This window comes from Parabacteroides sp. FAFU027 (genome assembly GCF_022808675.1).
In the GTDB taxonomy this organism is placed as follows: domain Bacteria; phylum Bacteroidota; class Bacteroidia; order Bacteroidales; family UBA7332; genus CAXXIC01.
The window spans coordinates 320436-333915 of the sequence record NZ_JAKZKV010000005.1 but is presented as its reverse complement, the minus strand read 5'-3'; the positions used below and the strand labels follow the sequence as shown (position 1 = coordinate 333915).

13 protein-coding genes are annotated in these 13480 nt (G+C 42.5%); 10 read left to right on the top strand and 3 right to left on the bottom strand.

Annotated features, from left to right (window positions below; all coding sequences use genetic code 11):
• Positions 1-7: 7 nt before the first annotated feature.
• The 9 genes from MLE17_RS10060 (at position 8) to MLE17_RS10020 (ending at position 9585) form a co-directional block, all read left to right on the top strand.
• Positions 8-1555: an acyl-CoA carboxylase subunit beta gene (locus tag MLE17_RS10060; RefSeq protein ID WP_243348665.1), complete on the top strand. Its 1548-nt coding sequence runs from the start codon at positions 8-10 to the stop codon at positions 1553-1555.
• Positions 1556-1751: 196 nt separating this feature from the next.
• The gene (locus MLE17_RS10055) at positions 1752-2075 is read left to right on the top strand and encodes a biotin/lipoyl-containing protein (RefSeq protein ID WP_243348664.1); all 324 of its coding nucleotides are present in this window, start codon (positions 1752-1754) and stop codon (positions 2073-2075) included.
• A gap of 18 nt (positions 2076-2093) precedes the next feature.
• Positions 2094-2882 carry a polysaccharide biosynthesis/export family protein gene (locus MLE17_RS10050; RefSeq protein WP_243348663.1) on the top strand — a complete coding sequence of 263 codons (789 nt, stop codon included), beginning with the start codon at positions 2094-2096 and terminating at the stop codon, positions 2880-2882.
• Positions 2883-2967: 85 nt separating this feature from the next.
• Positions 2968-3714, top strand: a complete 747-nt coding sequence (locus MLE17_RS10045) for a polysaccharide biosynthesis/export family protein (RefSeq protein WP_243348662.1) — start codon at positions 2968-2970, stop codon at positions 3712-3714.
• A 6-nt stretch (positions 3715-3720) separates the two neighbouring features.
• Positions 3721-6087 carry a polysaccharide biosynthesis tyrosine autokinase gene (locus MLE17_RS10040; RefSeq protein WP_243348661.1) on the top strand — a complete coding sequence of 789 codons (2367 nt, stop codon included), beginning with the start codon at positions 3721-3723 and terminating at the stop codon, positions 6085-6087.
• Positions 6080-7231 carry a GDP-mannose 4,6-dehydratase gene (gene gmd / locus MLE17_RS10035; protein ID WP_243348660.1) on the top strand — a complete coding sequence of 384 codons (1152 nt, stop codon included), beginning with the start codon at positions 6080-6082 and terminating at the stop codon, positions 7229-7231. The genes MLE17_RS10040 and gmd overlap by 8 nt, the downstream gene beginning before the upstream one ends.
• 2 nt (positions 7232-7233) lie before the next feature.
• Positions 7234-8280, top strand: coding sequence for a GDP-L-fucose synthase family protein (locus tag MLE17_RS10030; RefSeq protein WP_243348659.1), 1047 nt, complete (start codon positions 7234-7236; stop codon positions 8278-8280).
• Between the two features lie 194 nt (positions 8281-8474).
• The gene (locus MLE17_RS10025) at positions 8475-9290 is read left to right on the top strand and encodes a hypothetical protein (RefSeq protein ID WP_243348658.1); all 816 of its coding nucleotides are present in this window, start codon (positions 8475-8477) and stop codon (positions 9288-9290) included.
• Positions 9247-9585, top strand: a complete 339-nt coding sequence (locus MLE17_RS10020) for a diheme cytochrome c (RefSeq protein WP_243348657.1) — start codon at positions 9247-9249, stop codon at positions 9583-9585. The genes MLE17_RS10025 and MLE17_RS10020 overlap by 44 nt, the downstream gene beginning before the upstream one ends.
• Before the next feature lie 364 nt (positions 9586-9949).
• Here MLE17_RS10020 and MLE17_RS10015 read toward each other — a convergent pair whose 3' ends face one another.
• Together MLE17_RS10015 and leuB are read right to left on the bottom strand one after the other, a co-directional pair.
• Positions 9950-10678 (bottom strand): hypothetical protein, encoded by a 729-nt coding sequence (locus MLE17_RS10015; RefSeq protein WP_243348656.1) that lies wholly within the window; start codon positions 10676-10678, stop codon positions 9950-9952.
• Between the two features lie 127 nt (positions 10679-10805).
• Positions 10806-11879 (bottom strand): 3-isopropylmalate dehydrogenase, encoded by a 1074-nt coding sequence (leuB, locus tag MLE17_RS10010; protein ID WP_243348655.1) that lies wholly within the window; start codon positions 11877-11879, stop codon positions 10806-10808.
• Positions 11880-11959: 80 nt separating this feature from the next.
• Between leuB and MLE17_RS10005 the strand changes: the two genes are divergently transcribed.
• The gene (locus MLE17_RS10005; RefSeq protein WP_243348654.1) at positions 11960-12283 is read left to right on the top strand and encodes a hypothetical protein; all 324 of its coding nucleotides are present in this window, start codon (positions 11960-11962) and stop codon (positions 12281-12283) included.
• Between the two features lie 2 nt (positions 12284-12285).
• Here MLE17_RS10005 and MLE17_RS10000 read toward each other — a convergent pair whose 3' ends face one another.
• Complete coding sequence (locus tag MLE17_RS10000) at positions 12286-13473, bottom strand: metallophosphoesterase (protein WP_243348653.1); 1188 nt, start codon at positions 13471-13473, stop codon at positions 12286-12288.
• Positions 13474-13480: the final 7 nt, after the last annotated feature.

Here is a 13480-nt window from a genome sequence, read left to right as displayed (position 1 = left end):
TTATATTATGTCAAGTTTAAAGAAAAACATCCTTGCGCTTCGCGAAAAGAAAGCCATCGTTGAGATGGGTGGTGGTGAAGCCGCTATCGCAAAACAAGAGGCGAAAGGTAAAATGACTGCCAGAAAGCGTATTACCGCTTTGTTGGACAAAGAATCTTTCAAAGAGTATGACCTGTTTGTAACTCACGGTGCACGTGACTTCGGAATGGATAAGAAAGTACTTCCGGGTGATGGTGTAATTACCGGTACAGGTACTATCTACGGTGCTCCGGTGTGTATCTATGCTCAGGACTTTACCGTAGAAGGTGGTTCTTTGGGTTTGAAACACGCTCGTAAGATCACTAAAATCATGGATCACGCTCTGAAAATGAGAGTGCCCATCATCGGTATTAACGATTCGGGTGGTGCTCGTATCCAGGAAGGAGTAGGCGCTTTGGCAGGTTACGGTGAGATCTTCTACCGCAACACAATCGCATCCGGCGTTATTCCTCAGATTTCTGTAATCCTTGGCCCATGTGCCGGAGGTGCAGTATATTCACCTGCGTTGACAGACTTCGTTTTCGTAGTGGAAAATATCTCTAACATGTTCATTACCGGTCCTTCTGTAATCAAAACCGTTATCGGTGAAGAGATCTCAATGGAAGACCTGGGTGGTGCACGCGTTCACGCAGAAATCACCGGTAATGCTCACTTCTTTGCAGTAAGTGAAGAGGAGTGTTTCCAGCAAATTAAAAAACTGGTTTCATTTATTCCGTGGAACAATACGTCTAAAGCTAAAACAATCGCACCTAAGAAACCGGTTGCTAAAAAACAGATCGAAGACGTTATTCCTTCAGATCCAAAACAGCCTTACGATGTTCGCGATGTGTTGAAAGCTATCGTTGACGATTCTGAATTCTTCGAAATTCAGGAACTGTTTGCTGCTAATATCGTGATCGGTTTCGGCCGCATGAACGGTGAGACTGTAGGTTTCGTAGCTAACCAGCCTATGGTATTGGCTGGTGTACTTGACTGCGACAGCTCAGACAAAGCCGCTCGTTTCATCCGCTATTGCGACTCTTTCAATATTCCTATTGTTACTCTCGAAGATATGCCAGGTTACCTGCCGGGTGTTGACCAGGAGCACGCCGGTGTAATCCGTCACGGAGCGAAAGTACTTTATGCTTACTCTGAAGCTACTGTGCCAAAAATCACTGTGATCCTGCGTAAAGCTTACGGTGGAGGTTACATCGCGATGAACTCACGCCACCTGGGTGCAGACTTCGTATTTGCATTGCCAAGTGCTGAAATCGCCGTAATGGGACCAGAAGGTGCAGCTAACATTATCTTCCGCAAAGAGATCATGGAAGCTGAAAATCCGGACGAAATGCGTCAGAAAAAAGTTCAGGAGTATGTGGAGAAATTCGCAAATCCTTACGTGGCTGCTGCAAACGGATTTATCGACGCTGTAATCGAACCGAAAGAGACTCGTGGTATCTTGTTGCATACGCTGGAAGTTTCTCGTGAGAAAGAAGAGTTCCGTCCATCTAAAAAACACGGAATTCCTCCGTTCTGATGCCGGAATTGTTTACTAAGTGAAACAAAACTGAATTACTCTATAGTCTGAGAGAACGAATCGGCACTTTGATTTGTTATCATATCAAAGCCGTCATTCGTTCTTTCAGAATTTTTAATCCTAACCGATTGAAAATAGATTGGTTCAGTTAGAGACAGTTTCCTTCAAGTTACGTCGTTTCTAATTAATCCAAAAAATGGAACAGAAAAAAGATTTACAATTGGTAGATTTTGCCGTTACCGCGCGTAAATATAAAACTACCCTTACTAAGAAATTTATCAACCGCAAACAGTGGGAAAAAGCAGTTGAAGGCGAAATTAAAGCTTTCTTACCTGGTACGATTCTTAACGTATTTGTGAAGGAGGGACAAACGGTGAAAGCCGGCACGGTTCTCCTGATTCATGAAGCGATGAAAATGCAGAACAAGGTTATTGCTCCTCATGACGGAAAAGTTGTTACTCTTGCGGTAAAAGCAGGTGACAAAGTTTCTAAAAATGAGGTACTGGTGGTTTTCGAATAACCTCAAACACCTAAAACGATGAAGTATGCAGGCAAAATCTGTTTAGTTATACTTCTCACTTTAACGGCCTGTGCCGCACCCTGGAAGACCAACCTCATGACAGGTGTACGTGCAGATGCCGAATTGATCAAAGAAGTTAAACCCGCACCTGAATATTGCATTCAGCCGGGTGATGAGTTGTCGGTAAGGCTGAGGACTCTGTCGCATGAAAATGCCGGTCCTTTGTTGCAGCTTCTCGGAGAGAATCAGACGGATGTTATGTCCGGAGGTGGTTCGGGTCTTGCAGGTTCATCCCGTTTGTACACTTATTCTGTCAATGCAAACGGTGAAATTGATATTCCTTATGTAGGGAAAATCAATGTAAAGGGACTTACCATACTGCAAACGAAACAGCTTCTCGAAAAGAAATTGTTTGATTTAGTGAAACAATGCTCCGTAGAGGTTTCTTTGGTCAATAATTATTTCACCGCCATGGGTGAATTTGGTACAGGGAAAATTCCTTTGCCAAAAGAACAAACCAATATATACGAGGCTCTGGCACTGACCGGTAAAATTACCGATGTCGGTGACCGGACTCGTGTAAAACTGATCCGTCAAACCCCCGACGGACCTGTAATCAAAATCTTCAATCTCCGCTCAAAGGAGATTATCTCTTCCGAATATTTCTGGATTCAGCCCAACGATATTATCTATATTCAACCTCGTGAAGGTCAGTTCTTTGGCGTTCATAGCACTGTGTACAGTATTCTTGGCCTTTTGACAGCTGTGGCCTCCATTGCTGCTTTAGGAATTAAACTGGCAAAGTAGTTTGCCGGGTGTGATTTGCTTTGTGATATTGGGTCATTCTAAGCGGATTAAAGACATCTGCTTATCATAAAACAGTTAATGACGTATGAAAATACATTGGTATATAGCTTTGGTGATTGGCCTGTTAATGTCATCTTGTATAACCAATCGCGATACAGTCCTTCTGCAACGAAAGGGGGATGTGACGCGATATGTCGAGGCATATGACAGTGCATACCGGTTACAGCCGAATGACCGCATCGTTTATAATGTGTTTTCAACAGATGCAGAAGCGGCTAAACTCCTTACCGGTATCACTCAGCAATCAGGGATGGGATCGCAGAACCAGGGTGGTGCCGTCGGTTATCGTGTTTATCCGGATGGTAAAGTACGTTTGCCTTTTATGGGTGAATTGTCCATTGTAAATCTAACCATCCAACAGGCTGAAGAGGTGCTTCGCAATAAAGTCCGGGAGTCATTGCCCGATGCCGAAGTCAGACTTGCGTTGGTGTCTAATTACTATTATATCGTCGGTGTCGGTCGTTTTGAGATGGATAAAGATCGGATTTCCATTTTTCAGGCATTAAGCAGTATTCCGGGAAAAGATAAAATGCTTGACTATAAACATGTCCGTTTGCTGAGGAGGATGGCAGACGGATCCTATCAAATTAAGACATTGGATTTACGTTCTGCATCATTGATAAATTCCGGGTACTATTATGTGAAGCCGAATGACGTATTCTATTTCCCAACCAGCAATAAAGCATTCTACAATATAACTTCATTCTCCGGTTTCTTAAGTTTTGTGATGGTACCTGTTTCTTTCTTATTGCTAATATTGAATCTCAATTAAGCTATTATGGAATCTAAACCTTACAGAGATAATATGCCGTTACCATTTGGCAATGCCACTTCCCATTTGCCAGATGAGAGCAAGGTTGTGAACTGGCTATTCTGGATTACCACAATTCTCCGATACTGGTACTTTATCGTTTTGGGATTGCTTTTTGGCTTAATGTTTGCTTACTGGCAAAACCAAAAGTGGACACCTGTCTATAATTCTTCTATCAAATTAATGTATGAGCAGGGAAATAAGGTAGGAGCGGAATTCCTGAATAAGAATTCCTATATGCCGAATCAAAATAATATGAGTAATCAGATTTTCATGCTAAGTTCCTATGATTTGATACACCGTACATTGTCGAATCTCAATCTTACAGTCGATATGTACGAGAAAGGAATGTTTCGTTCTGAAAATCTATATAAAATAGCTCCGGTTGAAATTATTCCCTCTTTTATAGCCGAAAGTGCTTACGGGCAAGAATTTACTATTGAAAGCCTGAACAGCCGTTTTTACAAAATCTCGTTTGCGGGAAATAAAACAATCGCTTCATTTTCATTAAAGGGAGAGTATGGCAAACCTATTCAGCACTCATTGTTCTTTGTTATTGTAAATAAAACAGATCTGTTTACCAGTAGTTATAGTTTTACATTCCGTTTCAATTCACTTTCTTCGCTTGTTGACCAATATATGGCTACGTTAAGTGTAAGACCGATAGAAGAGAACTCGTCAATATTGTCTATTTCCCGGTCAAGCGAAGTGCCCCGTCGTGATCTCGATTTTTTGAGTGCGCTCTGCTCCAACTTTATTAAAGAAAACCTTGCACAGAAAAATAAAGCAGCAGAGAAAACCATTGAGTTTATAGAATCTCAGCTCTTGATTATTTCAGACTCTGTTTCTGCCTCACAGTCACGGTTGATGAATTATCAGGCCTCCAATCGTATGTACTCCAATGATGTTTCAGTAAAGGCTTCTACCGGTATTGATGATTTGGAAAAGAAAAAAGCAGAGTTACAGATGAAGAAAGTTTATTTGGAATATCTGACTAATTATCTGAAGAATAATGTACAGGATGGTGCTATGATAGCTCCTGTTAATGTCGGTGTAAGCGATGCCGGACTTTCTGAATTTGTAACCAAATACAATGATATGGCTCGTCGCCTTAAGGAGATGGGGGATAAGAATCCTCTTTTCTCAAAGTACCAATCACAGATTAGTGAACTCAAAGAGTTGATGAACGAAACTGTACGTAATATGTACAATGTCTATCAACTGGATAAAGGACAGGTTGACCGCCAGTATAGTCAGGTGATTGGTCAGATGAGCAGCGCCCCTGAAAAGGAACGGAAATATTTGTTGCTGGAGCGGAATTATAAAATTCATGAGACCTACAATGCCTTTTTGATTCAGAAAAGAGCAGAGGCTCAGATTCAAAAAGCCTCAAATATGGCTGACTATTATGTGTTGGAAAATGCAAGAGTAATCGGATCTGTCAATTCTACAGCTCCTAAGAAGAATTTTCTGCTCTTCGGGCTACTCGGACTACTGTTGCCTGTGCTGATTATTGTATTACGGGAGATATTGGATTTCTCCATAAAATCAGTAGATGAGGTTGAGCGTATTTCCCGTTATCCATTGGTAGGTAAGATTATTGTTTCCAATAAACCGGAAACAATCATTGTCAAGAACTATCCAAAGTCTAGTTATGCAGAGGCTTTCCGTGCTATGCGGACGCGCCTGGAATTTGTAGTCGGTAATCGTAATAAATCCTCTTTCATTATCACCTCTGCAGAGCCGGGTGATGGGAAAACCTATATTGCACTGAATCTGGCTTCTATTTTTCAAATGACCGGAAAGAAGGTTGTGTTAGTGGATTTTGACTTACGGAAGCCTGCCGTGGCTAAAGTATTGAAAGAAGAGGTTCACAGGGGTGTTTCAAACTATTTAATAGGTCAGGTCGAATTAAAAAATATTATACATCCCTATCCTGATTACGGATTTGATATTATCTTTGCGGGAACTTTGCCTCCAAATCCCGGAGAGCTGACGCAAAGCCAGGCAACAAAGGATTTAATAGAAGAGCTCAAAACAATGTATGATTGTGTGATTCTTGATTGTAGTCCGATTGGACTGGTGTCTGATGCTCATCCATTATCGTATTTGGTGGATACTGTTTTGTTTGTGGTTCGTAAGAATAAAACGAACCGGACATTTTTCCGTAATATCATCAACCAGTTAAAAGCCGATGATATCAAGAATGTCGCAGTGGTCGTAAATGGTCTCGACAAAACAGGAACTTACAATTACAACGGAGGCAAGAGTTATTATTACCAGACGAAATACCACAAAGATTATTATAAAGATAACTATTTTGAAAATGTCTAAAGTTGCACTTATTACAGGGATTACCGGTCAGGATGGAGCATACCTGGCCGAGTTTTTGTTAAAAAAAGGCTACATCGTTCACGGCCTAAAACGTAGAACATCTATGTTCAATACAGACCGTATTGATCACTTATATCAGGATCCGCACATCGAAAACCGGAACCTGATTTTGCATTACGGGGACTTGACCGATTCAATGAACCTTACCCGTATCATCCAGGAGACTCAACCGGATGAAATCTACAACCTGGCAGCAATGAGCCACGTAAAAGTGAGCTTCGACACTCCTGAATATACAGCAAATGCTGATGGTATCGGTACATTGCGTATTCTTGAGGCGGTTAGATTGTTAGGGTTAACTGAAAAAACCCGCATTTATCAGGCTTCAACATCAGAACTTTATGGTTTGGTGCAGGAAGTTCCTCAGCGTGAGACGACTCCTTTCTATCCTCGCAGCCCTTATGCTGTTGCAAAAATGTACGCTTACTGGATTACAGTAAACTATCGCGAGGCTTACAAAATGCACGCCAGCAACGGTATTCTGTTCAACCACGAGTCACCTCTGCGTGGAGAGACTTTCGTAACCCGTAAGATTACCCGTGCTGTCAGCAAGATTGTATTGGGCGTACAGGATAATTTGTTCCTAGGTAACCTTTCTGCACAACGCGACTGGGGGCATGCCAAAGATTATATCAAAGCGATGTATCTCATCCTTCAACAAGATGAACCTTCAGATTATGTAATTGCTACCGGAATTACAACTACTGTTCGTGATTTTGTTAAACTGGCGTTTGCTGAAGCAGGTGTGACTGTTACTTTTGCAGGTGAAGGAGTTGACGAAAAAGGTATTATTGCCAGCATTGACGAGACTAAATTCATTGAAAAAGTAGGTGAAAAATATCTGGCCGGATTGAAAGAGCAGATTGGAAAAGCTGTTGTACACGTTGACCCTGCGTACTTCCGTCCGACTGAAGTTGAGTTGCTGATTGGTGACCCGACTAAATCTAAAACTCGTTTGGGCTGGGAACCTGAATACGATTTGCAAGGTCTTGTCGAAGATATGATGAAATCTGACATCAAGCTGATGAAAAAAGATGATTACCTCAAAGAAGGTGGTTATCGCGTGATGAATTACTTCGAATAATCATGGATAAATCAGCTAAGATATTTGTAGCAGGGCACCGCGGAATGGTGGGCTCGGCTATTGTTCGTAACCTGACCAATGCAGGTTATACCAATATAATCACCAAAACCAAAAGCCAGCTCAATCTGACTAATCAGAATGAGGTGGAAGCGTTCTTTGAAACCGAACAACCGGAATATGTTTTTCTGGCAGCGGCGAAAGTAGGTGGAATTGTCGCAAACAACGTTTATCGTGCGCAGTTCATCTACGAAAACCTGATGATTCAGAACAACGTAATTCATTCGGCATATAAGTACGGTGTTACAAAGCTGATGTTCCTCGGTTCATCGTGTATCTATCCCCGTTTGGCACCGCAGCCGATTAAGGAAGAGCATTTGTTGACCGGATTGCTTGAGCCGACCAATGAGCCGTATGCGATTGCTAAAATTGCAGGAATCAAGATGTGTGAGGCTTACCATTCCCAATACGGATGTAACTACATCTCAGCTATGCCGACCAACCTTTACGGACAGAATGACAACTATGACCTTGAAAAGAGTCATGTGTTGCCAGCATTGATTCGTAAGATGTTTTTGGGTAAATGCCTGAAAAACGGAGATTGGGCTACCTTACGCAAAGACCTGAGCAAACGCTCGGTGGAAGGTGTAAGCGGAGAGGCTTCAGAAGCCGATATTTTAGCTATTCTGGCTAAATACGGTATCGATGACAAGTCGGTTACACTTTGGGGTACCGGAAGCCCGTTGCGCGAATTCCTGCACGTGGATGATATGGCGGATGCCTGTGTCTATCTTATGCTGAATTACGACGCACCTGACCAGATTCCTTCGCATGTGAATGTGGGTAGTGGTACGGACCAGACAATCAAAGAACTGGCAGAGTTGGTTCAGAAAATTACCGGTTACGAAGGTAACCTGGTATGGGATTCTACCAAACCGGATGGCACTCCCCGCAAGTTGATGGATAACTCCAAACTCTCATCACTGGGCTGGACTGCGAAAATCTCTCTGGAAGAGGGTATTACGAAAGTATTTGCCGATTATATTGCATAAACGAGTAATCGTAGATAATATGAGAGAGGTAATCTGATTTGTTTCGGGTTACCTCTCTCTTTTTCGCTTAAAACTGACTCAAATACCCAGATTTGGGGACTTTTACACTTAAATTTCCCCATTTATAGGGATTGTACTGCTGGTGCAGAAGCGCTTCCTTTGCATTCATAAAATCATATCAAAAATAGAATCGTATGAATGTAAAGAACCTACTCCTAAAAAGCGCAATGCTGACTTTCTTCCTGCTAACTGCGATGTACTCTCAGGCTCAGGACCGTATTTTTACCTATACTTATCAAAGTGGCGTGTTAAATAAAGGCCAACGTGAGATTGAAATCTGGAACACCTACCGCACCGGTAAGAGCGATTTCTTCACCGGATTTGATCACCGTACCGAGTTTGAAATCGGTCTGGGAAATAATCTCCAGACATCTTTTTACCTCAATCTTTCCACTCAGACCTCGGCAGTCGATAATGGAGGTATAAAGTCGTTGGAAACAGAACATGATATCAGTTTTTCGAACGAATGGAAGTACAAATTGTTAGATGCTGTAGCGGACCCTGTTGGCCTGGCGTTGTATGGCGAGCTTGGCATTGGAACAAAGGAAAACGAATTCGAGGGAAAAGTGATTCTCGACAAGAAAATCAACAAGTTTACTCTTGCAGCCAATGCCGTATATGAGCTGGAGACCGAAGCAGAACTTGAAAACAATAAGGCGGAATGGGAAGCTGAGCATAAGGCTGAACTCAATGTCGGTTTGGCGTATGCCCTCAGCCCAAAGTTTCAGATTACTACTGAACATGCTTTCCGTAATGTGTTTTCCGAGGGTGAGCTGGAGCACAGTGGGCTTTATTCGGGTGTGGGCATGTCTTATGTGCGTGACAATTTCTGGGTGAATTTCTCGCTCATGCCACAGGTCAAAGGGTTCAAAGGTAATGAAGGAAAATCTTTAAACTTAGTTGAGTATGAAAAAATGCAGTATCGACTGTTGGTATCGTTCGCTTTCTAATCCCAAACGCCTGGTGGGGTTTACCCTGGCAAGTTTAGCCTTAATTGCATCGGTGAGCGCTGGCCTGTACAAGCCAGCCAAAAAGGATGTGACGACCCGGGCATCTCTCGCTGAGCTGAAGCAGGGTCGTGAATTGTATGTCAATAAATGCGCTAGTTGTCACAACCTTTATGAGCCGGAACGTTACGATACCACCCGCTGGAAACGTATTATGGATAAGATGGCTCCAAAGGCCCGCATCAATAATCAGGAAAAAGCCCTTATTCTGAAGTATCTGACCAAGGGAGCCAAATAAAAAGTTTAATTGAATGAATGGATTGAATCCTTTCTGACTTTTGTTGGGAAGGATTCTTTATTTTATTCGAATAGTATATCCGGGCTTTGATTGAAGATAAATTGGTATCGTCAGCTGAGGCTCAGCTGACTGGAGGAGAGAAGTTGCCAGCTGAGGCTCAGCCGGGCAGAACCGGGCTCAGTTTGACCTGGATGAGGCTCAGCCGAAGAGAATCGGGGTCCGTTCTCGTTAGCCGAGCCTAAGCTGGTGAGAATCCCGTTCAGTTCTTGTCAGCTGAGGCTCATCCGGGTAGAACCGAAGTCAGTTCTTACTGGCTGAGGCTCAGCTAAGGCAAACCTGGCCTGGAGCGGGGTGGCTGAGGTTTCTAGTCAAGAGACATAAATCTAATTACTCTTCCTTTTTGTTTGCTGAAGCTGAGAATATACACACCTTCATCACAATCAAAACAAGGAAGACTAATAATCTTCAGTGTAGAGTCGCTTATAACCTCATGGTAAAATTCTTTATTAATTATTCCCTCATCATTATTCATAGAAATAATATCCTGTCGATTGCAGAAGAAAATATTTAGATTTCTGTCCACCTCTTTTTGTGTGAAGGTTTCGAATTGTTTTTTGGTCAAAGAGTAGATATATTTTTTCCTATATCTGTCAATAGCTTCTTGGCTTTCTGTAGGTATTGTTTCAGGGTCGAATATATCTCGAACTAAATAGTGAGTATCAAAAGTTTCTTCGTAAATAGTTTTTCCATCATTGTCTTTTATTACAAATCTGGATTTAGATTTGGCTATAAGTCCAGCTGGTATTTCAATTATAAAATGGTCTGGTTTATTTGGATTGGAAAAATGATAATCTTTGGTTTTTACAAAAGGACGTTCAAATGAAGCTCCTTTTAAAGTTGATTTGATTTTTTGATATAACTCGACATAACTATATTGGGATAAAGAATCAATATTTGTATTTTGAACAACGGAATTGTATTTGGTATGAGTAATATACGCAATTTTGGAATCACCATTTTCAGCTTTATTTGTACAAGAACTTGTTGTTGAGATTAGAAGGATAATTAATATTGAAGAAACTTGATTGTACATAAATTGAAGTATTTGTGTTTCTACAAATGTAATAAATAGGAATTGAAGAATGTGGATAACATAAATAAAAAACGGGAACACTCCATTCGGAATGCCCCCGTTTATATAGAAAAAAAGAGTTGTCGGATTAGTTTTTCGCCACGTATTCAGCGATCCATTTACCTACTTCTGAAGTTTTGTAAGCTTTGCCTTCAGCGCCAGCGATATCTTCAGTTACGATGCCAGCTTCCATAGATGCAGTTACAGCATCGCGGATAGCCTTACCTTCTTCCATCAATCCGAATGCATATTCGAACATCAATGCTGCTGAAAGTACAGTAGCGATCGGGTTAGCGATGTTTTTGCCGGCAGCTTGCGGATAAGAACCGTGGATTGGCTCAAACACAGAAGTGTGGATACCGATAGAAGCAGATGGCAACAGTCCCAAAGAGCCGGTGATTACAGATGCTTCGTCAGTCAGGATGTCACCAAACATGTTTTCAGTCACCATCACGTCGAAGCTTTTTGGCCACTGGATGATACGCATTGCAGCGTTGTCCACAAACATGTATTCAGTTTCCACTTCTGGATATTGAACCTGGATTTCCTGACCGATCTGACGCCACATACGTGAAGTACACAATACGTTAGCTTTGTCCACAATAGTCACTTTTTTGTTACGCTGCATAGCGTATTTGTATGCCAGGTGGATGATGCGTTCGATTTCTTCGCGGGTATAAACGCAGGTATCGTAAGCTGTGTTGCCATCTTCTGAGCGACCTTGCGGACGACCGAAGTAGATACCACCGGTCAACTCGCGGATGCACATGAAGTCAGCTCCTTCAACGAGGTCGGCACGAAGCGGAGATTTGTGCAACAATGAAGGGAAAGTAGTCACAGGACGGATGTTTGCGTACAAACCGAGTTTTTTACGCATAGCCAACAGACCTTGCTCAGGACGAACTTTGGCAGAAGGGTCGTTGTCGAATTTCGGGTGACCGATAGCACCGAAAAGAACAGCGTCAGACTTCATACACAGTTCGTGAGTTGCATCCGGGTAAGGGTTGCCTACCTCGTCGATAGCGCATGCACCTACGATTGCAGTTTCGTAAATCAGTTCGTGACCGAATTTTTTACAAACTTCTTTGGTTACGTTCAACGCCTGTTCAACGATTTCTGGCCCGATTCCGTCTCCGGGCAATACGGCAATGTTTAGTTTCATCTTATGTTTGGTTTAATGTTTATTGCGAATAATTTAACCGGCTGCAAAATTAGCACAAATTTCGGATGTGTGATAACGAAATGGCATTCAGATGTGGCAATTTAGAAGAGACGTGGCATGCCGCGTCTGTGCATGGAAATAAAAAAGGAATAACCCATCAGAATGCACTGAAAATTGCATCAGCGGCACTGAAATACGGGAGAGCGGTGCTGAAAAATGCATCAGCGACACTGAAAAATGGGAGGGAGGCACTGAAAAACGCTTTGGAGTCACTCCGAAATGCTTCAGCGGTACTGAAAAATGCGTCAGAGGCACTGAAAACTGCGATAGCGGCGCTGAAAAATGCGAGGGAGGCAGACTCCCAGCCCTTTTTCTGTGCCGCTATCGATCATTATACCTTGTAAATTCAATTCTTAAACAACCGCAAAACCGTAATCTCCGGTCCGGTACCGAATCGCATAGGCCACATTACATAGCCGATGCCCTCATTGACATAGAGATATTTCCCTTTTTCTTCAGACAGACCACCCCAGTTGGGGTATTTGAAGGCAGCCGGAGAGTAACGCTTATTTCCAATCTTGATGGCCATTTGCCAGGCGTGGGTGTGTCCGGCAAGTGTGAGGTCGATATCGTATTTTATATTTGGTAAAATGATTCGGCGCCAATGTTCCGGATTGTGCGAAAGCAACAGTTTGTAGCAAGTCGAATTGACATTTTTCATGGCCATCGTCAGGTTGCCGTATTGATGGAACGGTGGCTCACCCCAGTTCTCAACGCCAATCAGAGCGATACTGTCATTGCCACGGTGCAGATAAACAGAGCGATTGTTAAGCATTTTCCACCCCAGACTCGCCTGTTTCTTATGCAAATTGTCAAGGTTTTCCTGATGCTCATAAGGTTTTCTCCAATAGACATAATCGCCGTAATCGTGATTACCCATGATGGAATAGACTCCGTCCCTGGCTTTGAGCTTTGTCAGAATAGGATAGAAGCGGTCAATTTCTCCCGATTTGGTATTTACCAGGTCACCGGTAAAGACGATGAGGTCAGGATGTGTCGCGTTAATCCGGTCCACCATCTCCTGAATGATGGAATTGTCGTGTCCGAAGTTGCCAAGGTGAGTATCAGAGAACTGTACCACCGTATATCCGTCGAAAGCCTTTGGAAGTCTTTCTGATGGAATATTGACCTTATTTTCCTGAAACTGAAAACGTCCGACCAATGACCCCCAAAGCATACATCCTGCAATGGTCAGCCCGAGCACTCCTCCTGCGATTGAAAAACCTTTTGTCTTTTTCCAGATAAGCTCTGGCCAGGAGAGCAACAGGAAAGCCAGTTTGGGTAAATAAAAAAGCAGAAAAGTGTATGTTCCCCAAACATAAACGGTGGAGGTTGGGTCGGTATAAGGATTGATAAACTTGTAAATAAGGAAGATAACATAGGCTACAAAAAAGAGACTGATGCAGATATGTGTCTTCTTCAGCCATTGAGGAGCATTGAATCGTTGCAGCACTCTTTTGTAGAAATACCAGTCGGTTATTCCATTGAATAACACGATGAACATAAGCATGGTAAATACGATGCGGTAAGCCATATTGATT